Genomic DNA, 22854 nt, shown 5'->3' on the forward strand with positions numbered 1-22854 from the left:
CACCCACTTTGCCCCCGCCCATGCTGCGTACACTGTCCATCCGCGATTTCGTCATTGTCGATTCGATTGAACTGGAATTTTCCGCCGGCTTCTCCGTCTTCACCGGCGAGACCGGCGCCGGCAAGTCCATCCTGATCGACGCGCTGACCCTGGCGCTGGGCGGCCGCGGCGACGCCAGCGTGGTGCGCGAGGGCGCCGCCAAGGCCGACATCACCGCCGACTTCGCCGTCGGCGAGGCCGCCGCGCAGTGGCTGGCGGCCAACGAGTTCGCCGTCGACGAGGGCGGCGCGCTGCTGCGCCGGGTGATCGACAACGCCGGCCGCTCCAAGGCCTACATCAACGGCACCGCCGCCACGGCGGCCCAGCTGCGCGAGCTGGGCGACCAACTGGTCGACATCCACGGCCAGCACGCCCACCAGTCGCTGCTCAAGACCGAGGCGCAGCGCGCCCTGCTCGACAGCCAGGCCGCCAGCAAGGACGCCGGCGCCGCCGCAGACGCGCGCGCCGTCGCCGCCGGCCACAAGGCCTGGCGCGCGCTGGCGCGCCAGCGCGAGGAGTTCGAGACCAACGCCGCCAACGTGCTGTACGAGCGCGAGCGGCTCGAATGGCAGGTGGGCGAGCTGGAGAAGCTGGCCGTCAAGCCGGGCGAGTGGGCCGAGATCACCAACGAGCACAGCCGCCTGTCGCACGCCGCCAGCCTGCTCGAGGGCGCGCAGGAGGCGCTGGCCGTGATCTCCGAGGCGGACGAGCACCCGGTGCTGTCGCAGCTGTCGGCGCTGAACCAGAAGCTGGGCAAGCTGGCCGGCATCGACAGCGGCCTGCAGGCCGTGGTCGACCTGATCGAGCCGGCCCGCATCCAGCTGCAGGAGGCCGTCTACGCGCTCAACGACTATCTGGACCGGGTCGAACTCGACCCCGAGCGGCTGCGCCAGGTCGACGCCCGCATGGAGGTGATCCACAGCGCGGCGCGCAAGTTCCGCGTCACGCCCGACGAGCTGCCCGACGAGCACGCCAAGCTGGCCGGCAAGCTGCAGCAGCTGGCCGACGCCAGCGACCTCGACGGCCTGCGCCAGCAGGAGGAAAAATTGAAGGCCGCCTACATGGAGGTGGCGCGGCGGCTCTCGGCCACGCGCGCCGTGGCGGCGCGCCAGCTGGGCGAGCAGGTGACGCGGGCCATGCAGCCAGCTCAACATGACCGGCGGCAGCTTCGAGGTGGCCTTGCACGCAGGCGAGCCGAGCAGCAGCGGCCTGGAGCAGGTCGAATTCATGGTCGCCGGCCACGCCGGCGTGGCGCCGCGGCCGCTGGCCAAGGTCGCCTCCGGCGGCGAGCTGGCGCGCATCGCGCTGGCCATCTCCGTCATCACCTCGAACGCCACCGCCACGCCGACGCTGATCTTCGACGAGGTCGACAGCGGCATCGGCGGCGGCGTCGCCGAGGTGGTCGGCCGCCTGCTGCGCCGCCTCGGCCAGCAGCGCCAGGTGTTGTGCGTGACCCACCTGCCGCAGGTGGCCAGCCAGGCCGGCCACCACTTCCAGGTGGCCAAGCGCACGCTGGAGAGCGGCAAGACCGCCTCGCGCATCGACGTGCTCGACAGCAAGGCCCGCGTCGAGGAGGTCGCCCGCATGCTCGGCGGCCTGGAGATCACCGCCACCACCCGCAAGCACGCCCGCGAGCTGCTCGCCTCCTAACTCCCCCCGGGGTCAGTGCCGACATTCGTACACGGGCTCGGCAGCAAAGGCGTTCAACGGCACGAAGCTACAGTTGAGGTCGTGTCCAAATGTCGGCACTGACCCCGCCTGGGGGCTGACCCGTGTTGTTGCGCCGGCCGGCGCAGTTTTCCGCTCCGGCCGGGCGCAAGCTCTCTATAATGGCAGGCTGTCCCGTCCACCTCCCATTGGCCTTCATGTCCTTTCGAAAAGAACCTCCATACACGCACGGCACCGTCAGCCGCAGCGCCATCGTGCTGGTCAACCTGGGCACGCCGGACGCGCCGACCCGATCGGCGGTGCGGCGCTATTTGAAGGAGTTCCTGTCCGATCCGCGCGTGGTGGAGATTCCGCGCGCCGTCTGGTGGTGCATCCTCAACCTGATCATCCTGCCGTTCCGCTCCGGCCAGTCGGCCAAGAAATACGCCTCGATCTGGAGCCGCGAGGGCTCGCCGCTGAAGGTGCACACCCAGCGCCAGGCCGAGGCGCTGTTCGGCGCCCTGGCCGAGCGCGGCCACGACGGCGTCACCGTCGCCATGGCGATGCGCTACGGCTCGCCCTCGCTGCCCGAGGTGCTGGCCAAGCTGAAGGCCGACGGCTGCGAGCGCGTCGCCATCCTGCCGGCATATCCGCAATACTCCGGCACCACCACCGGCTCGATCTACGACGCCGTGTTCGACCACTACCGCGCGGTGCGCAACCTGCCCGAGCTGCGCTTCGTGCGCAACTACCACGACCACGAGGCCTACATCCGCGCGCTCGAGCACAGCGTGCTGGCGCACTGGGAGGCGCACGGCCGGCCGGACCAGCTGGTGCTGAGCTTCCACGGCGTGCCCAAACGCACCCTGCTGCTGGGCGACCCCTACCATTGCGAGTGCCTGAAGACGGCGCGCCTGCTGGCGGCCCGCCTCAAGCTGACGCCGCAGCAATACGTGGTGACCTTCCAGTCGCGCTTCGGCAAGGCCGAGTGGCTGCAGCCCTACACCGCGCCCACCCTGCAGCAACTGGCGCGCGACGGCGTCAAGCGGGTCGACGTGATCTGCCCCGGCTTCACCAGCGACTGCCTGGAGACGCTGGAGGAGATCGCCATGGAGGCGCGCCACGATTTCGAGGCGGCCGGCGGCGAGGTGTTCCACTACATCCCCTGCCTGAACGAGTCGCCCGACTGGATCGCCGGCCTGGCCGAGATCGCCGAGCAGCACATGATAGGCTGGCCGACCATGATGACGCCGGCCCAGCGCGAGGCCGTCAAGAAGGACGCCGAACTGGGCCGCGAAGCGGCGCTGCGCCTGGGCGCCAGCGCCTGATCCGGCGGCAGATCCTGCGGCTGCTCCAGCGCGCTCGCCGTGGTCCAAGCCAGCGTCCGAGCCAGCGGCACGGGCGCCGCCGCACGGGCGCGCGCCAAGCCGGCAAGGCCGCCAGTGCGGCCGGGCGTAGACGAAAAGCCACAGGGGTGCCGGACCAGCGCCGCCAAGCCGTAATCAGCACTTGGCCTCGACGAGTGCCAGCCTGTTAAAATAGCAGGCTTGTAGGCTAGGGGATCAGCCCGGTGTAGCAGATCCAGGCGGTCGTCAGAACGATGTAGGCGACGATGGATGCTGTGATCAGCGGCAACTTCATGATATGCGCTCCCGGAAGAACAGCCTGTCAGGCCGTCTAGTTTCATCTTAGACGCTGCGGCGCAAATGTGAATCCCCCTTTGCTGAAGTTTTGGAACGATTGCAATTTAGGCAAGCCCGCCACGCCGCCGCCGGCGCCACGCCCCGGGGCAAAGGCTGAGTTTGCTGCGATTTTGCTGATTAAATCGCGGGCAGAATACCCCTTGAAAAGGTAGGATATCGCCCCATTTGTTGCGCAGTCGGTACAGAAGCCATGTCAAACAAATATGAACGTAGGAGTCTCTCAGATGCAAGATCAGGAAAACCAAGCCGTGCCTAATCCAGAGGCGGAAGCGGGCGCCCCCTCGACTCCAGAGCAACTGTCGCTGGAGCAGCAACTGGCGGACACCGAAGCGCGCCTGGTCGAGATGCGCGACGCCTTCATGCGCGCCAAGGCCGATGGCGAAAACATCCGCCGCCGCGCCCAGGAGGACGTCTCCAAGGCGCACAAATTCGCCGTCGAAAGCTTCGCCGAGGCCATGGTGCCGGTCAAGGACAGCCTGGAAATGGCCTTGAAGGTGGAAACGCCTTCGATCGATTCCTTGAAAGAGGGCGTCGAAATGACCTTGAAGCAGCTCAGCGCGGCCTTCGAGAAGAACCGTCTGCTCGAGATCATGCCGGCGCAGGGCGACAAGCTCGACCCGAACAAGCACCAGGCCGTCGCCGTGGTGCCGGCCGAGCAGGAAGCCAACACCGTCGTCTCGGTGCTGCAGAAGGGGTATATGATCGCCGACCGCCTGTTGCGTCCGGCCATCGTGACGGCGGCGCAGGCAAAATAATAATTTGTCGGGCCGGCTTGATAAGCACTTGAAAACATACAGCTTTTCCACATATTAGTACCATCTGAACTTAGCAAAAAAGGAAGAAAAATCATGGGTAGAATTATCGGTATCGATCTGGGAACCACGAATTCCTGCGTTTCCATCATGGAAAATGGTCAGCCAAAGGTAATCGAAAACGCCGAAGGCGCGCGCACGACGCCCTCGATCATTGCTTACCAAGAAGATGGTGAAATCCTCGTCGGCGCGCCGGCGAAACGCCAGGCCGTCACCAATCCGAAGAACACGCTGTTCGCCGTCAAACGTCTGATCGGCCGCAAGTTCGACGAAAAAGAAGTGCAGAAGGACATCGGCCTGATGCCCTACTCGATCATGAAGGCCGACAACGGCGACGCATGGATCGGTGTGCGCGACAAGAAACTGGCACCGCCGCAAATCTCCGCCGAAGTGCTGCGCAAGATGAAGAAGACCGCCGAAGACTACCTGGGTGAGGAAGTCACCGAGGCCGTCATCACCGTGCCGGCCTACTTCAACGACTCGCAGCGCCAAGCCACCAAGGACGCCGGCCGCATCGCCGGTCTGGACGTCAAGCGCATCATCAACGAGCCGACCGCGGCCGCGCTGGCCTTCGGCCTGGACAAGACCGAAAAGGGCGACCGCAAGATCGCCGTGTATGACTTGGGCGGCGGCACCTTCGACGTGTCGATCATCGAGATCGCCGACGTCGACGGCGAAAAACAATTCGAAGTGCTGTCGACCAACGGCGACACCTTCCTGGGCGGCGAAGACTTCGACCAGCGCATCATCGATTACATCATCGAAGAGTTCAAGAAGATCAACGGCCTGGACCTGAAAAAAGATCCGATCGCCCTGCAGCGCATCAAGGCTTCGGCCGAGCGCGCCAAGATCGAACTGTCGTCCTCGCAGCAGACCGAGATCAACGAGCCCTACATCGCCATGGCGAACGGCGCGCCGGTCCACCTGACGCTGAAGATGACCCGCGCCAAGCTCGAATCGCTGGTCGAGGAACTGATCAACGCCACCATGGAACCTTGCCGCATCGCCATCAAGGACGCCGGCGTCAAAGTCTCCGACATCGACGACATCATCCTGGTCGGCGGCATGACCCGTATGCCCAAGGTGCAGGAAAAGGTCAAAGAGTTCTTCGGCAAGGACCCGCGCAAGGACGTCAACCCGGACGAGGCCGTCGCCGTCGGCGCCGCCATCCAGGGTTCGGTCCTGTCGGGCGAGCGCAAGGACTTGCTGCTGCTGGACGTGACGCCCCTGTCGCTGGGTATCGAAACCCTGGGCGGCGTGATGACCAAGATGATCCACAAGAACACCACGATTCCTACCAAGTTCTCGCAAGTGTTCTCGACCGCCGACGACAACCAGCCGGCCGTGACCATCAAGGTCTTCCAGGGCGAGCGTGAGATCGCCGCCGGCAACAAGGGCCTGGGCGAATTCAATCTGGAAGGCATCCCGCCGGCATCGCGCGGCACGCCACAGATCGAAGTGACCTTCGACATCGACGCCAACGGCATTCTGCACGTCGGCGCCAAGGACAAGGCCACCGGCAAGGAAAACAAGATCACGATCAAGGCCAACTCCGGTCTGACCGAGGCGGAAATCCAGAAGATGGTGAAGGACGCCGAAGTCAACGCCGAGGAAGACAAGAAAGTGAAGGAGCTGGCCGAGTCGCGCAACCAGGCCGACGCGCTGGTCCACTCGACCCGCAAGTCGCTGACCGAATACGGCGACAAGCTGGAAGCGGGCGAGAAGGAAAAAATCGAAGCCGCCATCACCGACCTGGAAGCCTCGATCAAGTCCGGCGACAAGGCCGAGATCGACGCCAAGCTGGCCTCGCTGTCGACCGCCTCGCAGAAACTGGGCGAGAAGATGTACGCCGACATGCAGGCGCAGCAAGCCGCCGGCGGTGCCGCCGAAGGCGCCCAGCCGGGTGCCGGCGCCGGCGCGGCCGAAGGCCAGTCCAAGCAGCAGGACGACGTGGTCGACGCCGACTTCAAGGAAGTCAAAGACAGCAAGTAAGCCGTCTGTGGCCGGACGCCATGCGCGTCCGGCCCCGCCGGCAGAACTTGCCGCCGCGCAGACCGGCCGAGCCGAGTGACCGTCAAGCCGGTTCCGGCTCGGCTTTTTCGCATAATCAGTACATCAGTAAATACAGCAAGGTCCCGACAACATGGCAAAGCGTGATTTCTACGAGACACTCGGTGTCGCCAAAAATGCTTCGGAAGAAGAGATCAAGAAGTCTTATCGCAAACTGGCGATGAAGTACCATCCGGACCGCAATCCGGACAGCAAAGAATCCGAAGAGAAGTTCAAGGAAGTCAAAGAAGCCTACGAGATGCTGACCAATCCGGAAAAGCGCGAGGCGTATGACCGCTATGGCCACGCCGGCGTCGATCCCAACATGGGTGGCGGCGGTGGCTTCGGCGGCGGCGCCGGCGGTTTCGGCGACGCCTTCGGCGACATCTTCGGCGACATCTTCGGCGGTGGCGGCGGCCGTGGCCGCAGCGCCGGCCCGCAGGTCTACCGCGGCGCCGACCTGCGCTACAACCTGGAAATCACCCTGGAGCAGGCCGCCCACGGCTTCGACACGACGATCCGCGTGCCGTCCTGGGACAAGTGCGACACCTGCCACGGCTCCGGCGCCAAGCCCGGCACCGCGCCGACCACCTGCGGCACCTGCGGCGGCCACGGCCAGGTCCGCATGCAGCAGGGTTTCTTCAGCATCCAGCAAACCTGCCCGAAATGCCACGGCACCGGCAAGATCATCACCGACCCCTGCTCGCCTTGCGGCGGCGCCGGCCGCATCAAGCGCAACAAGACGCTGGAGGTGAAGATTCCGGTCGGCATCGACAACGGCATGCGCATCCGCTCGTCGGGCAACGGCGAACCGGGCACCAACGGCGGACCGTCGGGCGACCTGTATGTGGAGATCCACATCAAGCCGCACAGCGTGTTCCAGCGCGAGGGCGACGACCTGCATTGCGAAATGCCGATCTCCTTCGCCAAGGCGGCGCTGGGCGGCGACATCGAAGTGCCCACGCTGTCGGGCAAGGTGTCGTTCACGATTCCCGAAGGCACCCAGTCGGGCAAGACCTTCCGCCTCAAGGGCAAGGGCATCAAGGGTGTGCGCTCGGGCTATGCCGGCGACCTGTTCTGCCATGTCGCCGTCGAGACGCCGGTCAAGCTGACCGACAAGCAAAAGGACATGCTGCGCGACTTCGAGAAGCTGACCACCGAGGGCGGCTCCAAGCACAGCCCGCAAAGCAAGACCTGGAAAGACAAGGTGAAGGACTTCTTCGAGTAAGATAGTCGCCGCACACTCGGGACGCGCCAGCGTCCGTTTCGATAGACCGCCCTGACGCTCGCCCGAGCGGATCGGCGGTCTTGTTATGTACGAGAACGAGAGGACCAAGATGAACGAAGTAGAGAACGCCCCCGTCCCCCTGCAAAATCTGCTGGACAACAACCGCCGCTGGGCAGAATCCCAGGTGCAACGCGACCCCGACTTCTTCAACCGGCTGGCCCAGCAGGCCTCGCCGGAATACCTGTGGATCGGTTGCTCGGACAGCCGGGTGCCGGCGAATGAACTGCTGGGCCTGGCGCCGGGCGACGTTTTCGTCCACCGCAACATCGCCAACGTGGTGGTGCACTCCGACCTGAACTGCCTGTCGGTGCTGCAGTTCGCCGTCGACGTGCTGAAGGTCAAGCACGTCATCATCGTCGGCCACTACGGCTGCAAGGGCGTGCACGCGGCCATGACCGGCACCCGCATCGGCCTGGCCGACAACTGGCTGCGCCACGTCCAGGACGTGCACCAGAAGCACGAGCGCTACCTGGGCGACGTGCTGACCAGCCGCAAGCGCGCCGAGCGCCTGTGTGAGCTCAACGTGGTCGAGCAGGTGAACAACGTCTGCCAAACCACCATCGTGCAGGACGCCTGGGACCGTGGCCAGGAAGTCAGCGTGCACGGCTGGGTCTACGGCCTGAAGGACGGCCTGTTGAACGACCTCAACATGACCGTCAGCGCCGCCCACGACCTGGCGCCGCGCATGGCCAAGGCGCTGGCGCAGTACGCCGACGAGCAGGGCTGATCCGGAATCCCACCCCGCAATGCGGCCGTACGGGGTCTGACCCCGTACGGGGTCAGACCCCGGCATCCGGTTTGCGGGGTGGGTGGGCTCACTCAACGGATGCCCGGCCGGGACATGGTTTGATTCTTGCTTGTAATTCCCTCCATGAAGCACACTTTGATCCACTCGTGATGTCCAGGCGGATTTCGGCTCCCCCCATGCGCAACCTCCGTATCGTCGTCGTCAACACCATCATCGCCGCCGGCGAGGAGGACGACCTCGTCCTGCAAGGCCAGGCCGCGCGCGCCGAGGCGCTGCGCGTCGGCCTGCTCGAGGCCGGCTACGACATCGTCGCCTCGCTGCCGGCCGACATGTACCTGCCCGAGCGCATCGCCCAGCTGCAGCCGGACATGATCATCATCGACGCCGAGTCCGACGCCCGCGACGTGCTCGAGCACATCGTCATGGCCACCCGCGACGAGCGCCGCCCCATCGTCATGTTCACCCAGAGCGAGGACACCGCCAGCATGGACGCGGCGATGGCCGCCGGCGTCACCGCCTACATCGTCGCCGGCCTGCAGTCCGAGCGCATCAAGCCGGTGCTCAACGTCGCGCTGGCCCGCTTCAAGCAGGAGCAGAAGCTGCTCAGCGAGCTGCACGACACCCGCCACAAGCTGGCCGAGCGCAAGGTCATCGAGCGCGCCAAGGGCCTGCTGATGGCGCGCCACCAGCTGTCCGAGGGCCTGGCCTACCAGAAGCTGCGCAACCTGGCGATGAACAAGAACCTCAAGCTGTCCGAGGTGGCGCAGCGCCTGCTCGACGTCGAGAACTGCTCGGCTAGGGCGCCGCCCGGGGGCGTCAAGGGCGCCATCGTGGTGCGGCGCACAATTGTGGTGCGTTTTCCGCCCCGCCTCGGCCCCGTTTCTCCCCCCCGTTCTACTCCATTGCTCCCCCGTTGCCTCGCCGCCTGCCGATCCGGCCAGCCGCCAGCCTCCGCGCGCGTGGCATGGTACTTGCAACTACCCAACATATAGCGGGTCGGCCAACGGCGGTCGGAGCGCACCAAGACAATGGCGTCTTTTTCAGCATGAATGTTTCGTGCCGGGGGAGACGCTTTTTTATTTGCTGAAGGATTCTGGACATGACGACAAGCGCTAGCCATCCGGCCGGCCGGCCCGAGAAGCAGTTGCTGCGGGTCGGCTTCAATCCGCTGACCGACTGCGCCTCGGTGGTGGTGGCCGCGCTGCTCGGCTTCGACGAGCGCTACGGCATCAAGATCGCGCTGCGCCGCGAGGCCTCCTGGGCCGGCGTGCGCGACAAGCTGATCGGCGGCGAGCTCGACGCCGCCCACGTCCTCTACGGCCTGGTCTACGGCGCCCAGCTGGGCATCGGCTGGCAGCAGAAGGACATGGCGGTGCTGATGCAGCTGAACCAGAACGGCCAGGCGATCACCCTGTCGCAGCGCCTGGTCGGGCAGGGCGTGGTCGACGGCGCCTCGCTGGCGGCGCTGATGCGCGCCGAGCCGCGCACCTTCACCTACGCCCAGACCTTCCCCACCGGCACCCACGCGATGTGGTTGTACTACTGGCTGGCGGCGCAGGGCATCGACCCGATCCGCGACGCCCGCGTCATCAGCGTGCCGCCGTCGCAGATGGTGGCCAACCTGGCGGCCGGCCACATGGACGGCTTTTGCGCCGGCGAGCCCTGGGGCCACCGCGCCCTGGCCGACCGGGTCGGCGTCACCGTCGCCACCAGCCAGCAGATCTGGCCCGACCACCCGGAAAAGGTGCTGGGCGCCTCGGCCGAGTTCGTCGAACACCACCCGAACGCCTGCCGCGCCCTGATCGCCGCCGTGCTCGACGCCAGCAAATGGATCGAGGCGGCCGACGCCAACCGCCTGGCCACGGCCGAGATCATCGCCGCCGTCCAATACGTCAACACCGGCCGCGACGTCATCGCGCCGCGCCTGCTGGGCCGCTACGAGGACGGCCTGGGCCACGCCTGGCAGGACCGGCACAGCGTCAGGTTCCATGATGGCGGCGCGGTCAACTTCCCCTACCTGTCGGACGCCATGTGGTTCATGACCCAGCAGCGGCGCTGGGGCCTGCTCAAGCACGACCCCGACTATTTCGCCGTCGCCTGCCGCGTCAACCAGGTCGCGCTGTACCGCGAGGCCGCCGAGCTGAGCGGCACGCCGACGCCGCCGTCGGCGCTGCGCCGCTCGACCCTGATCGACGGCCGCGTATGGGACGGCAGCGACCCCGAGGGCTACGCCGCCTCCTTCCCCATCCGGCACCGGCCCTGATTCCCGGCCGCCCGCCGCCCCCCAAGAAATTCACCCCACAGGAGCCCACCATGACACTCGCATTGATCAGCAACACGGCGCCGGACAGCGCCGACGCCATCGTTCCCTGTCGGGCGAGGTGTTCGGCGCCCTGATCAATCTGTCGGGCCGGCGCCGCTTCACCTCGCAGCGGCTGGTGCTGTACGCGGTGCTGGCGGCGCAGGGGCAGGAGGACGCCGTCGCCACCGCCAGCGAGGCGCTGGGCCTGTTCCGCAACGCCCACAAGCTCTTGCTCAAGGGCGGCGACGGCCTGCCCGGCGTGTTCTGCGCCGAGCTGCAGCGCGCCTACTTCGGCCCCGGCCAGGGCGAGCGGCAGATCGCCGACTTCATCGACCTGGCCGAGCGCACCCTGCACGCGATCGGCAGCGGCGGCATCAAGGCGCCCGGCCTGCTGGCCGAGCTGATCGGCGTCACCACGCCGACCCTGGCCGTGCTCAACCAGATCACCGCCGTCTACGAGGAGCAGTCCAAGCTGCACGCCCGCCTGATGCGCAAGCAGCTGCGCGGCATCATCACCGAGATCGAAACCATCGCCAAGCAGGCCAAGATGGTGGCCTTCAACGCCCGCGTGGTGGCGGCCCGGGCCGGCCACGCCGGCCGCGAGTTCGCCGTCGTCGCCGGCGTGATGGCCAACATCACCAGCGAGATGGACAGCATGGTCAGCAGCGCGCTGAGCGCCGCCGCCTGAGCGGCTGAGCCACCGGCGCAAACCGAGGTCCAGCATCCGAGCCAGCGACGCAAACTTAGGGTCAGACCCTAGGGTCTGACCCTGGCTCTTCGCCTTGGGGTGCTTGTATAGCCGCCGGCGCCTCGACATGGCCCGCCGGCCCCACGAATACTAGAACGGAGCAAACATCATGCAAGCTGCACAAGGCAAAGTCACCCTGGTGGGCGCCGGTCCCGGCGACCCGGAACTGTTGACCATCAAGGCCCTGAAGGCGATCGAGGCGGCCGACGTGCTGCTGATCGACGACCTGGTCAACCCGGAGATCCTGGCGCTGGCGCCGAGCACGGCGCGGGTGATCCAGGTGGGCAAGCGCGGCGGCTGCGAGTCGACGCCGCAGGAGTTCATCGAGCGCCTGATGATCGCCGAGGCGCGCGCCGGCCAGCACGTGGTGCGCTTGAAGGGTGGCGACCCCTACCTGTTCGGCCGTGGCGGCGAGGAGCGGGCGCAGCTGCGCGCCCACGGCATCGCCGTCGAGGTGGTGCCCGGCATCAGCAGCGGGCTGGCGGCGCCGGCCACGCTGGGCGTGCCGCTGACCCACCGCGCCTGGAGCCAGGGCGCCGTGTTCGTCACCGGCCACGGCAAGGACGCCGCCTCCGAGCCGAACTGGGCCGCGCTGGCCCAGTCCGGCCTGACCCTGGTGGTCTACATGGGCGTGGCCCGTTGCGAGGCGATCCAGGCCGGCCTGCTGGCCGGTGGCGCCAAGCCAGAAACGCCGGTGGCGGTGGTGCAGTCGGCCACCCGCGCGCAGCAGCGCCAACTGCTCACCACCCTGGGCCAACTGCCCGCCGCGCTGCGCGACAGCGGTCTGGGCAGTCCCAGCATCATCGTCATCGGCGACGTGGTGCGCTGCGCCGACGAGTGGCGGGACCTGGCCGAACTGGCGCCGCCGCCAGCGCTTGAACAGCCGGCCGCCGGCCACGCCGCCGCGCGCCGGCCACGCCGGGTGGCCTAGGATTCGGTTTTCGCGACTTTGCGGGACGCCGCCCCCAACCCCGCAAATAAGGGGTCAGACCCCGTACGGCGCCAAGGCGGGGGGCTGACCCCGACCGTGGCGTACCGAACTGCGGGGTGAGGGCACCCATGCACCGCGCCGCGCACCGATACTGTGCGGCGCTGCACCGCAACATCGCAGCGCCCTCCCGATTCATTTCCACGCCTCAACGGTTTGACCGCCGTTCCCGCCGCCCAGCCCCTGCCGCCGGGCGCAACAGCCTCTGGCACAGCTCTTGCATTAGCTAAGACAGGGATCAATGGCGATCCCCACAAAAATATTGCGCTGGTCTAAAGATGGACTGGCAAGGACAACGGCGTCCGCCCAGCTTGGTCATTGGATCAGGCTGCGCGGACGCCTTTTTTTTGCGCCTTTGTTTCACTTACCAGGATAAAAAAATGGCCAGCAAAGCAAACAGCATCACCCTCTTCTCCATGGCGACGCCACCGATGCGGGCGTTCCACCTGACGTGGATGGCTTTCTTCGTCTGCTTCTTCGCCTGGTTCGCCTGCGCCCCGCTGATGCCCGTCATCAAGGGCGAGTTCGGCCTGAGCCTGGCGCAGATCGCCAACATCAACATCGCCGCCGTCGCCATCACCATCCTGGTGCGGCTGATCGTCGGCCCGCTGTGCGACCACTTCGGCCCGCGCAAGACCTACACCGGCCTGCTGCTGCTCGGCGCCGTCCCGGTGCTGGGCGTGGCGCTGTCGCAGAGCTACGAGAGCTTCCTGTTCTTCCGCCTCGGCATCGGCGCCGTCGGCGCCAGCTTCGTCATCACCCAGTACCACACCTCGGTGATGTTCGCGCCGAAGATCGTCGGCACCGCCAACGCGGCCGCCGCAGGCTGGGGCAACGCCGGCGGCGGCGCGGCGCAGGCGCTGATGCCTTTGCTGATGGGCGCCATGGTCATGCTGGGCGTCGGTGAAACCATGGGCTGGCGCGCCGCCCTGCTGGTGCCGGGCGTGCTGATGCTGATCATGGCCGTGCTCTACTACCGCTACACCCAGGACTGCCCGGAAGGCAACTACAGCGAGATGCGCGCCGCCGGCATCCCCATCGAAGGCGGCAAGAAGGGCGGCTGGGACAGCTTCAAGACCGCCGCCACCAACCACCGCGTCTGGCTGCTGTTCGTCACCTACGGCGCCTGCTTCGGCGTCGAGATCTTCATCCACAACATCGCCGCCATCTACTACGTCGACCACTTCGGCTTCTCGCTCAAGGCCGCCGGCCTGGCCGCCGGCAGCTTCGGCCTGCTGGCCCTGTTCGCCCGCGCCCTCGGTGGCTGGATCTCCGACCGGGTCGCCCTGCGCGGCAACCTCAACAGCCGCGTCACCCTGCTGTTCATCATGATGATCGGCGAGGGCGCCGGCCTGCTGTGGTTCGCCAACGCCGACGGCGCCACCTTCGCCGTGATCGCCATGCTGACCTTCGGCCTGTTCACCCACATGGCCTGCGGCGCCACCTACGCCCTGGTGCCCTTCATCGACAACCGCGCCCTGGGCGGCGTGGCCGGCATCATCGGCGCCGGCGGCAATGTCGGCGCGGTGGCGGCGGGCTTCCTGATGAAGGGCCTGGGCAACACCCAGCAGACCCTCGGCGTGCTCGGCGTGCTGGTCGCCGTCTCGGCCGTGTGCGCCCTCGGCGCGCGCTTCTCGAGCAGCGCCATGCAACCGGCGCTGGGCGCCAACAAACTCGCCGCGTAGGCCGCGCCGGGGATGCCGGCAAGAACCCAATGGCGCCAATCTAGGGTCAGACCCTGAGGGTCTGACCCTGGTACTCGCACTTGGGGCGGGTAAAAGTTAGCAGCATTCGTTCGCAGATCAAGGGAGCAACACCATGAAAATCATCGTCATCGGCCACGGCATGGTCGGCCACAAGTTCCTGGAAAGCCTGGGCGACAGCAGCGACATGCAGGTCACCGTGTTGTGCGAGGAATCGCGCCCGGCCTACGACCGGGTCCACCTGTCCGAGTACTTCTCGGGCACCTCGGCCGAGCAGCTGTCGCTGGTGCCGCAGGGTTTTTTTGAGCGCGGCAACCTGCTGCTCAAACTGAAGACCCGCGCCGTCTCCATCGACCGCGACGCCAAGACCGTCACCGTGCGCAGCGGCGAGGTGCTCGAGTACGACAAGCTGGTGATGGCCACCGGTTCCTTCCCCTTCGTGCCCCAGCTGCCCGGCAAGGACCGCAAGGACTGCTTCGTCTACCGCACCATCGACTAACTGGAACGCATGCTCGAATGCGGCAAGCGCTCCAAGACCGGCGTGGTGATCGGCGGCGGCCTGCTCGGCCTGGAATGCGCCAAGGCGCTGCGCGACATGAACCTGGCCACCCACGTCGTCGAGTTCTCGCCGCGCCTGATGGCGGTGCAGGTCGACGACGCCGGCGCCCGCGTGCTGCGCAAGAAGATCGACTAACCTCGGCGTCACCGTCCACACCGGCAAGAACACCCTGGCCATCGTCGACGGCGTCGACGGCACCCACCGCATGGAGTTCGCCGACGGCACGCACCTCGACACCGACATGATCGTCTTCTCGGCCGGCATCCGCCCGCGCGACTTCCTGGCGCGCGAATGCGGCCTGGCCACCGGCCCGCGCGGCGGCATCACCATCAACAACCAGTGCCAGACCTCGGACTCGGACGTCTACGCCATCGGCGAGTGCGCGCTGTGGAACGGCCAGGTGTTCGGCCTGGTGGCGCCCGGCTACGACATGGCGCGCATCGCCGCGCGCCACCTGATGGGCGAGCAGGCCGAGTTCGCCGGCGCCGACATGAGCACCAAGCTCAAGCTGATGGGCGTCGACGTCGCCAGCATCGGCGACCCGCACGGCGCCGCCGCCGGCAGCCGCTCCTACCAGTTCACCGACGAGCGCAAGCAGATCTACAAGAAGATCGTGGTCTCCGACTGCGGCAAATACCTGCTGGGCGGCGTGATGGTGGGCGACGCCAGCGAATACGGCACCCTGCTGCAGATGATGTTGAACCGCATCGAGCTGCCCGAGTCGCCCGAGTTCCTGATCCTGCCGCAGTCCGACGGCCAGGCCCGTCCGGCGCTGGGCGTCGACGCGCTGCCGGAAACGGCGCAGATCTGCTCCTGCAACGACGTCAGCAAGGGCGCCCTGTGCCGCGCCGTGTCCGACGGCGCCACCTCGATCGGCGCCCTGAAGAGCTGCACCAAGGCCGGCACCGCCTGCGGCGGCTGCGTGCCGCTGGTGACGCAGGTGATGAAGGCCGAGATGAAAAAGCTCGGCATGGACGTCAACAACCACGTCTGCGAACACTTCGCCTACTCGCGCCAGGAGCTGCTGCACCTGGTCCGCGTCGGCAAGATCACCACCTTCAACGCGCTGCTGGCGCAGCATGGCAAGGGCCGTGGTTGCGACGTGTGCAAACCGCTGGCGGCCAGCATCCTGGCCTCGTGCTGGAACGACTTCGTGCTGAAGAAGGAGCACGCCAGCCTGCAGGACACCAACGACTACTTCCTCGGCAACATCCAGAAGGACGGCACCTACTCGGTGGTGCCGCGCATGGCCGGCGGCGAAGTCACCGCCGACGGCTTGATCGCGGTCGGCACGGTGGCCAAGAAATACGGCCTGTACACCAAGATCACCGGCGGCCAGCGGGTCGACCTGTTCGGCGCCCGCGTCGAGCAGCTGCCGCTGATCTGGGAGGAACTGATCGCCGCCGGCTTCGAGTCCGGCCACGCCTACGGCAAGTCGCTGCGCACCGTCAAATCCTGCGTCGGCTCGACCTGGTGCCGTTACGGCGTCGACGACAGCGTCGGCCTGGCCATCGAGCTGGAGAACCGCTACAAGGGCCTGCGCACGCCGCACAAGATCAAGTTCGGCGTGTCCGGCTGCACCCGCGAGTGCGCCGAGGCGCAGGGCAAGGACGTCGGCATCATCGCCACCGAAAAGGGCTGGAACCTCTACGTTTGCGGCAACGGCGGCATGAAGCCGCGCCACGCCGAGCTGCTCGCCGCCGACCTGGACAAGGCCACGATGATCCGCTACATCGACCGCTTCCTGATGTTCTACACCCGCACCGCCGACCGCCTGCAGCGCACCAGCGTCTGGCGCGACAACCTGGAAGGCGGCCTCGACTACCTCAAGCAGGTCGTCGTCGCCGACAAGCTGAACCTCGCCGACGAGCTGGAGGCCGAGATGCAGCACGTGGTCGACACCTACGCCTGCGAATGGAAGGCCGCCGTCGAGGACCCGGAGACGCGCAAGCGCTTCCGCAGCTTCGTCAACAGCGACAAGGGCGACCAGAACGTGGTGTTCATGGAGGAGCGCGGCCAGATCCGGCCGGCCACCTTCGAGGAACGCCAGCGCGTCATCCCGATCGCCGTCAAAGCCTAAGCACTTGTCCGCCCACCTTCAGGAGAACCGTATGCACCGCGATATGCAAACCGACAAATGGATCGCCGTCTGCGACCTGGCCGAAATCGTCCCCAACACCGGCGTCTGCGCGCTGTTGAACGAGGTGCAGGTGGCCGTGTTCCACCTCGACGACAACGGCACCCCGCGCGTCTTCGCCATCGAGAACTACGACCCCAACTCGCAGGCCGCCGTGCTGTCGCGCGGCCTGGTGGGCAGCCTGGGCGAGCGCATCGTGGTCGCCTCGCCGATCTACAAGCAGCACTTCGACCTGCAGACCGGCGAATGCCTGGAGGCGCCGGAGAACTCCGTCGGCACCTACCCGGCCCGCATCGCCGAGGGCAAGGTCTGGGTCGGCGTATGAAACCGGCGCTGGTAGTGGTCGGCAACGGCATGGCCGGCATGCGCACGGTGGAGGAGCTGCTCAAGCTGGCGCCGGACATGTACGACATCACCGTGTTCGGCGCCGAGCCGCACGGCAACTACAACCGCATCCTGCTGTCGCCGCTGCTGGCCGGCGAAAAGAGCATCGCCGACATCATGCTGCACACCCGCGAGTGGTACGCCGAGCACGGCATCACGCTGCACGCCGGCGACCCGGTCGAACACATCGACCGCCGCCGCCGCGTGGTGCGCAGCGCCGCCGGCCTGGAGGTGCGCTACGACCGCCTGCTGCTGGCCACCGGCTCCAAGCCCTTCATCATCCCGGTGCCGGGCCACCAGCTGCCCGGCGTGATCGCCTTCCGCGACATCCAGGACGTCGAGACCATGCTGGAGGCGGCGCGCAGCCACCGCCACGCCGTGGTCATCGGCGGCGGCCTGCTCGGCCTGGAGGCGGCCAACGGCCTGCTGCGCCAGGGCATGCAGGTGACGGTGGTGCACGTCACCGACTGTTTGATGAACCAGCAGCTCGACAAGCCCGCCGCGCAGCTGCTGCAAAAGGCGCTCGAGCACAAGGGCCTGCGCTTCATGCTCAACGCCCAGACCGCCGAGATCGTCGGCCCGGACCGCGTGACGGCGGTGCGCTTCAAGGACGGCAGCGAGATCCCGGCCGACCTGGTGGTGATGACCGCCGGCGTGCGCCCCAACATGGCGCTGGCCCAGCAGTCCGGCCTGCACTGCGAGCGCGCCATCGTCGTCGACGACACGCTGCAAACCTACGACCCGCGCGTCTACGCCGTCGGCGAATGCGTGCAGCACCGCAGCGCCACCTTCGGCCTGGTGGCGCCGATCTGGGACCAGGCCCGCGTCTGCGGCGCCCACCTGGCCGGCGCCGGCCACCGCCGCTACGTGCAGCAGACCTCGCCGACACGGCTGAAGGTGACCGGAGTAGACTTGTACTCGGTCGGCGACTTCATCGGCGGCGAGGGCAGCGAGGACCTGGTGCTGCGCGACCCGCGCCGTGGCGTCTACAAGCGCCTGGTGTTGAAGGACAACCGCATCGCCGGCGCCGTGCTGTACGGCGACGTGCAGGACGGCCCCTGGTACTTCGGCCTGATCCAGAACCGCACCGACATCGGCGCGATCCGCAATCATCTCTTATTCGGCGAGGCGCTGTGCGCCCAAGCCGCTTGATCTGGAATCCATCGTGAACCTGTCCCAAGCCCACCTGTCGGTCCGTACCACCTGTCCCTACTGCGGCGTCGGCTGCGGCGTCAAGGCCACGCCCAAGGGCGACGGCACTGTCGAGATCAGCGGCGACAGCGGCCACGCCGCCAACGCCGGCAAGCTCTGCGTCAAAGGCTCGGCGCTGGGCGAGACGGTGGGGCTGGACGGCCGGCTGCTGTATCCGCAGCTGCGCGGCGCGGAGGGCCTGCGCCGCAGCACCTGGGACGCCGCGCTCGACAAGGTGGCCGGCGAGTGGCAGGCCGTCATCGCCGAGCACGGCCCGGACGCGGTGGCGCTGTACGTCTCCGGCCAGCTGCTCACCGAGGACTACTATATCGCCAACAAGCTGATGAAGGGCTACGTCGGCAGCGCCAACATCGACACCAACTCGCGCCTGTGCATGTCGTCCGCCGTGGCCGGCCACAAGCGCGCCTTCGGCGAGGAACTGGTGCCGGTCTGCTACGACGATTTGGAACTGGCCGACATGGTGGTGCTGGTCGGCTCCAACACCGCCTGGTGCCATCCCATCCTGTTCCAGCGCATCGCCCGCGCCAAGGAGGCCCGGCCGGAGCTGAAGCTGGTGGTGATCGACCCGCGCCGCACCGCCACCTGCGAGCTGGCCGACCTGCACCTGCCGGTCAAGCCCGGCACCGACGTCTGGCTGTTCAACGGCCTGCTCAGCTACCTGGCGCGCATCGGCGCGGTGGCGCCCGACTTCATCGCCGCCCACACGCGCGGCCTGGAGTCGGCGCTGGCCACCGCCGACGTCGAATGCGCCGACCCGCTGGAAGTGGCCAAGATCTGCCGCGTCGATCCGGCCGCGCTGATGGAGTTCTACGAGGCCTTCGCCGCCACCGCCAAGGTCGTCACCGCCTTCTCGCAGGGCGTCAACCAATCCTCGGCCGGCACCGACAAGGCCAACAGCATCATCAACTGCCACCTGATCGGCGGGCGCATCGGCCAGCCCGGCATGGGGCCGTTCTCCATCACCGGCCAACCCAACGCCATGGGCGGGCGCGAAGTGGGCGGCCTGGCCAACATGCTGGCCGCCCACATGGACCTGGAGCAGCCGGCCCACCGCGAGCTGGTGCAAACCTTCTGGGACTCGCCGCGCATCGCCGACCATGGCGGCCACAAGGCGGTCGACCTGTTCAATGCGATCGAGGCGGGCACGGTCAAGGCGGTGTGGATCATCGCCACCAATCCGGTGGTGAGCATGCCGGACGCCGACCAGATCAAGCGGGCGCTGGCCAAGTGCCAGCTGGTGGTGGTGTCGGACATCGTGCAGAACACCGACACCAACGACTTCGCCCATGTGCTGCTGCCGGCCCTGGGCTGGGGCGAGAAGGACGGCACCGTCACCAACTCCGAGCGGCGCATCTCGCGCCAGCGCGCCTTCCTGCCGGCGCCCGGCGAGGCGCGTGCCGACTGGCGGATCCTCTGCCAGTTCGCCCAGCGCATGGGCTACGAGGGCTTCGACTTCGACGGCGTCCACGCCGTCTTCGACGAGCACGCCCGGCTCAGCGCGCACCAGAACGGCGACGCGCCGGGCGAGGTGGCGCGCGTGTTCAACATCGGCGCCCTGGCCGCGCTCACCGCTAGCGAATACGACGGCCTGGAGCCGGTGCAGTGGCCGGCAGTGCGCCTGGCCGACGGCCGGGTGGCGGTGAGCCAGCGCCTGTTCGGCGACGGCCGCTTCGCCCACGCCGACGGCAAGGCGCGCTTCATCGCCACCACGCCGCGCGCGCCGGTCAACGCCGTCTGCGAGGACTTCCCGCTGGCGCTCAACACCGGCCGCGTGCGCGACCAGTGGCACACCATGACGCGCACCGGCAAGTCGGCCAAGCTGGCCGACCACGTCGCCGAGTCCTTCGTCGACATGCACCCGCAGGACGCCTTGCTGCACGGCGTGCGCGAGGGCGAGCTGGCGCGCGTCAGCACCAAATGGGGCGCGATGGTGGCGCGTGTGCAGCACGGCGGCGGCATCGCCCGTGGCAGCGTGTTCATTCCCATCCACTGGTCCGGCCAGAGCGCCTCGGACGCGCGCGTCGGCGCGCTGGTCAACCCGGTGGTCGACCCGGTCTCGGGCGAGCCCGAGTTCAAGCACACGCCGGTGCGGGTCGAGCAGTTCCGCGTCTCCTGGCACGGCTTCATCCTCAGCCGCAAGGAGCTGGGGTTGGACGCGGTGGCGCACTGGACCCGCATCCAGGGCCGCGACTTCGCCCGCTACGAGCTGGCCGGCCGCAACACCATCGGCGACTTCGGCCTGTGGGCACGCGAGCTGCTCGGCGTAGACAGCGAGGACGCCGACTGGCTCGAGTACGAGGACCGCAGCGCCGGCGTCTACCGCGCCGTGCATTTGAACGAGGACCGCATCGACCAGTGCGTCTTCGTCTCGCCGCGCCAGGACATGCCCTCGCGCGCCTGGCTGGCCAGCCTGTTCGGCAAGGAGCGGCTGAGCGAGATCGACCGCGTCGGCCTGCTGGTCGGCCAGCCGGTGGAGAAGGGCGCCGACGCCGGGCCGACCGTCTGCTCCTGCTTCGGTGTCGGCCGCAACACCATCTGCGAGGCCATCCGCAGCCAGGAGCTGAGCAGCGTGGCCCAGGTGACGGCCTGCGTGAAGGCCGGCGGCAACTGCGGCTCCTGCGTGCCGGAGATCAAGAAGCTGCTGGTCGAAACGCTGGCCGAGGCCGCTTCCTAGCGTTGCAGAGGACCGCCGGATTGCCTTGCGGTGTCGCAAGGGGGATGGCGCCACACGTGTCGCAATTTGTCGTCTCCGGGTGTAGACTTAGAGTCCAAAATAGACAAGTCCACACCATCAACGGAGATGTCGATGGAACCCGTATCGAAAGATCTCCTAGATGCAAGGTTGGCGACTGTGGAAACCCGTATTGAAGGGCGGCTGGTTTCGCTCGAAACGAGGATGGAGAGTGGCTTCAACGAGCTACGCGCCGAGTTCCGCGCGGAAATGCACAAGAACACGGCGGAACTTGTGAAGTGGATTGTTGGCACCTCCCTCGCGATGTCGGCGGTGGCGCTCACGGTGATGACCTTCGTTCTCAACAACGCCGTGCCGAAAGCGCCGTCCTACCCGCCACCACAGCCGGCCCCTGCGCCGATTGTGATTCAGATGCCGGCACCTCCTGCGCCAGTTCCTGTGCCGCCGTCCCCAGTCAGCCCGAAGTAGTATTTACTCTTCCAAACAGCACTCTCGCAACTATTTAAAACGAGAAAAACTATTTAGCCCCTTTTCCTCCGCTCGATTGGCATTGCGCAAATCGGCGCCGCCGCGCCTCTCTACCATGTGTGATGGCCCCGGCGTCCGCCGGGACAAACCAGTCGAGGAGAGCGGCGATGGCAGCGAACACAGCATATGGAACGGCCGGGAGCGGCACGGCGGAGGCGGAGCAGGGCGGCGCCTATCTGGGCGACAACGCCTATTATTACTGCGCCATGCAGGCGGCGGCGCCGCACCCGCAATGGGACGGCCTGGTGGGCCAGCGCAAGGAACTGATCAACGAAGTGGGCGACGCCTGGGCCAACGGCACCGTGCTGCACTACTACTTCTTCAACCAGGCCAGCGACGTGCAGCGCGTGCACATGAGCGACGGCAGCGAGCGCCTGTACAGCTGGGTCGGCGCCGACGAGCAGCTCGCCGTCGTGCGCGACGCCTTCAAGAAATGGAGCGACGTCGGCATCGGCCTGCGCTTCGTCGAGGTCAACACGCGCGACGAGGCGGAGATCCGCATCGGCTTCCTGCAGGACAATAGCTCCTGGTCCGGCGTGGGCACCAATCTGCTGAACAAGGAATACTTCGGCCCCAACGAGCGGACCATGAACTTCGGCTGGGATCTGCGGCGCCAGCCCGACACCGCCATCCACGAGATCGGCCATGCCATGGGCTTCGAGCACGAACACCAAAACCCCTTCGCCGGCATCGAATGGGACGAGGAGGCCGTCTACCACTACCTCGGCGGGCCGCCCAACAACTGGTCGCGGCAGATGACCTTCAACAACATCCTGAACAAGCTGGACCGCGCCAGCGTGCGCGGCACGGCCTGGGACCCGGACTCGGTGATGGAGTATCCGTTCAAGAAGGGGCTGATCAAGAGCCCGCGCCAGTTCTTCCAGGATGGCTTGCGGCCGGCCGGCGGCCTGTCGCCCAAGGACAAGCAAAGGGCGCTGGCCCTGTACCCCATGTTGGCGGAGCGGCCGCAGCTGTTGTCGACGGCGCAGTCGGTCGCCCTGCACGTCAAGCCGGGCGAACAGCTCAACTTCCAGGTGACGCCGGAGGAGACCCGCTGCTACGACTTCAAGACCTTCGGCACCTCCGACGTGTCGATGGTGCTGTTCGAGGAGGAGGGCGGCGAGCCGCGCTTCCGCGCCGGCGACAACGACACCGGCGAAACCCGCAACGCCGCCTTGCGCGTCAAGCTGATCAAGGACCACAAGTACATCCTGCGGGTGCGCGTCTACTACCAGGAGCGGCCGGCGCAGTGCGCCTTGATGATGTGGTAGACCGGCCGGCGGCCATGTCCGGGGCGCTTACCGCAGGTGATATC

General features: G+C 67.1%; 14 protein-coding genes and 3 pseudogenes. All 17 read left to right on the forward strand.

Annotated features, from left to right (window positions below):
* Positions 1 to 20 precede the first annotated feature (20 nt).
* The 17 genes and pseudogenes from recN (at position 21) to QC826_RS01295 (ending at position 22810) form a co-directional block, all read left to right on the forward strand.
* A pseudogene (recN, locus tag QC826_RS01215) lies at positions 21 to 1689 on the forward strand (DNA repair protein RecN).
* Positions 1690 to 1904: 215 nt separating this feature from the next.
* Entirely contained in the window at positions 1905 to 3014 is a 1110-nt protein-coding gene (gene hemH, locus QC826_RS01220) for a ferrochelatase (RefSeq protein WP_279764056.1), read from the forward strand.
* 599 nt (positions 3015 to 3613) lie between these two features.
* Complete coding sequence (gene grpE / locus QC826_RS01225) at positions 3614 to 4144, forward strand: nucleotide exchange factor GrpE (protein WP_279764057.1); 531 nt, start codon at positions 3614 to 3616, stop codon at positions 4142 to 4144.
* A 51-nt stretch (positions 4145 to 4195) separates the two neighbouring features.
* Positions 4196 to 6193 carry a molecular chaperone DnaK gene (dnaK, locus tag QC826_RS01230; protein WP_279766352.1) on the forward strand — a complete coding sequence of 666 codons (1998 nt, stop codon included), beginning with the start codon at positions 4196 to 4198 and terminating at the stop codon, positions 6191 to 6193.
* Between the two features lie 151 nt (positions 6194 to 6344).
* Complete coding sequence (dnaJ, locus tag QC826_RS01235; protein ID WP_093391006.1) at positions 6345 to 7478, forward strand: molecular chaperone DnaJ; 1134 nt, start codon at positions 6345 to 6347, stop codon at positions 7476 to 7478.
* Between the two features lie 109 nt (positions 7479 to 7587).
* Complete coding sequence (gene can / locus QC826_RS01240) at positions 7588 to 8265, forward strand: carbonate dehydratase (protein WP_279764058.1); 678 nt, start codon at positions 7588 to 7590, stop codon at positions 8263 to 8265.
* Between the two features lie 197 nt (positions 8266 to 8462).
* Positions 8463 to 9074: pseudogene (locus QC826_RS01245) on the forward strand (ANTAR domain-containing response regulator); the annotation flags it as partial.
* 311 nt (positions 9075 to 9385) lie between these two features.
* Positions 9386 to 10549: a CmpA/NrtA family ABC transporter substrate-binding protein gene (locus QC826_RS01250; protein ID WP_279764059.1), complete on the forward strand. Its 1164-nt coding sequence runs from the start codon at positions 9386 to 9388 to the stop codon at positions 10547 to 10549.
* A 61-nt stretch (positions 10550 to 10610) separates the two neighbouring features.
* Positions 10611 to 11276 carry a methyl-accepting chemotaxis protein gene (locus tag QC826_RS01255; protein ID WP_279766353.1) on the forward strand — a complete coding sequence of 222 codons (666 nt, stop codon included), beginning with the start codon at positions 10611 to 10613 and terminating at the stop codon, positions 11274 to 11276.
* 169 nt (positions 11277 to 11445) lie between these two features.
* Positions 11446 to 12267: a uroporphyrinogen-III C-methyltransferase gene (gene cobA / locus QC826_RS01260; protein WP_279764060.1), complete on the forward strand. Its 822-nt coding sequence runs from the start codon at positions 11446 to 11448 to the stop codon at positions 12265 to 12267.
* Between the two features lie 437 nt (positions 12268 to 12704).
* On the forward strand, positions 12705 to 14009 hold the full coding sequence (locus QC826_RS01265; RefSeq protein WP_279764061.1) for an MFS transporter: 1305 nt from the start codon (positions 12705 to 12707) through the stop codon (positions 14007 to 14009).
* A 133-nt stretch (positions 14010 to 14142) separates the two neighbouring features.
* Positions 14143 to 16666 (forward strand): annotated as a pseudogene (nirB, locus tag QC826_RS01270) (nitrite reductase large subunit NirB).
* Between the two features lie 31 nt (positions 16667 to 16697).
* A complete protein-coding gene (gene nirD / locus QC826_RS01275; protein ID WP_093391016.1) occupies positions 16698 to 17048 on the forward strand; it encodes a nitrite reductase small subunit NirD in 351 nt (116 codons plus the stop codon).
* On the forward strand, positions 17045 to 18259 hold the full coding sequence (locus QC826_RS01280; protein ID WP_279764062.1) for an NAD(P)/FAD-dependent oxidoreductase: 1215 nt from the start codon (positions 17045 to 17047) through the stop codon (positions 18257 to 18259). Before nirD ends, QC826_RS01280 begins: the two co-directional genes overlap by 4 nt.
* A gap of 13 nt (positions 18260 to 18272) precedes the next feature.
* Positions 18273 to 20993, forward strand: coding sequence for a nitrate reductase (locus QC826_RS01285; protein WP_279764063.1), 2721 nt, complete (start codon positions 18273 to 18275; stop codon positions 20991 to 20993).
* Positions 20994 to 21125: 132 nt separating this feature from the next.
* The gene (locus QC826_RS01290; protein WP_279764064.1) at positions 21126 to 21479 is read left to right on the forward strand and encodes a hypothetical protein; all 354 of its coding nucleotides are present in this window, start codon (positions 21126 to 21128) and stop codon (positions 21477 to 21479) included.
* 167 nt (positions 21480 to 21646) lie between these two features.
* Entirely contained in the window at positions 21647 to 22810 is a 1164-nt protein-coding gene (locus QC826_RS01295; protein WP_279764065.1) for a matrixin family metalloprotease, read from the forward strand.
* Positions 22811 to 22854 lie beyond the last annotated feature (44 nt).

The sequence above is a fragment of the Rugamonas sp. DEMB1 genome, assembly GCF_029834475.1.
Taxonomy (GTDB): domain Bacteria; phylum Pseudomonadota; class Gammaproteobacteria; order Burkholderiales; family Burkholderiaceae_D; genus Rugamonas; species Rugamonas rubra.

Bases quoted from the DNA above. Each gene is read 5' to 3' on its own strand.
- hemH (WP_279764056.1), top strand. From the start codon at position 1,905: ATGTCCTTTCGAAAAGAACCTCCATACACGCACGGCACCGTCAGCCGC.
- grpE (WP_279764057.1), top strand. From the start codon at position 3,614: ATGCAAGATCAGGAAAACCAAGCCGTGCCTAATCCAGAGGCGGAAGCG.
- dnaJ (WP_093391006.1), top strand. From the start codon at position 6,345: ATGGCAAAGCGTGATTTCTACGAGACACTCGGTGTCGCCAAAAATGCT.
- can (WP_279764058.1), top strand. From the start codon at position 7,588: ATGAACGAAGTAGAGAACGCCCCCGTCCCCCTGCAAAATCTGCTGGAC.
- QC826_RS01250 (WP_279764059.1), top strand. From the start codon at position 9,386: ATGACGACAAGCGCTAGCCATCCGGCCGGCCGGCCCGAGAAGCAGTTG.
- cobA (WP_279764060.1), top strand. From the start codon at position 11,446: ATGCAAGCTGCACAAGGCAAAGTCACCCTGGTGGGCGCCGGTCCCGGC.
- QC826_RS01265 (WP_279764061.1), top strand. From the start codon at position 12,705: ATGGCCAGCAAAGCAAACAGCATCACCCTCTTCTCCATGGCGACGCCA.
- nirD (WP_093391016.1), top strand. From the start codon at position 16,698: ATGCACCGCGATATGCAAACCGACAAATGGATCGCCGTCTGCGACCTG.
- QC826_RS01280 (WP_279764062.1), top strand. From the start codon at position 17,045: ATGAAACCGGCGCTGGTAGTGGTCGGCAACGGCATGGCCGGCATGCGC.
- QC826_RS01290 (WP_279764064.1), top strand. From the start codon at position 21,126: ATGGAACCCGTATCGAAAGATCTCCTAGATGCAAGGTTGGCGACTGTG.
- QC826_RS01295 (WP_279764065.1), top strand. From the start codon at position 21,647: ATGGCAGCGAACACAGCATATGGAACGGCCGGGAGCGGCACGGCGGAG.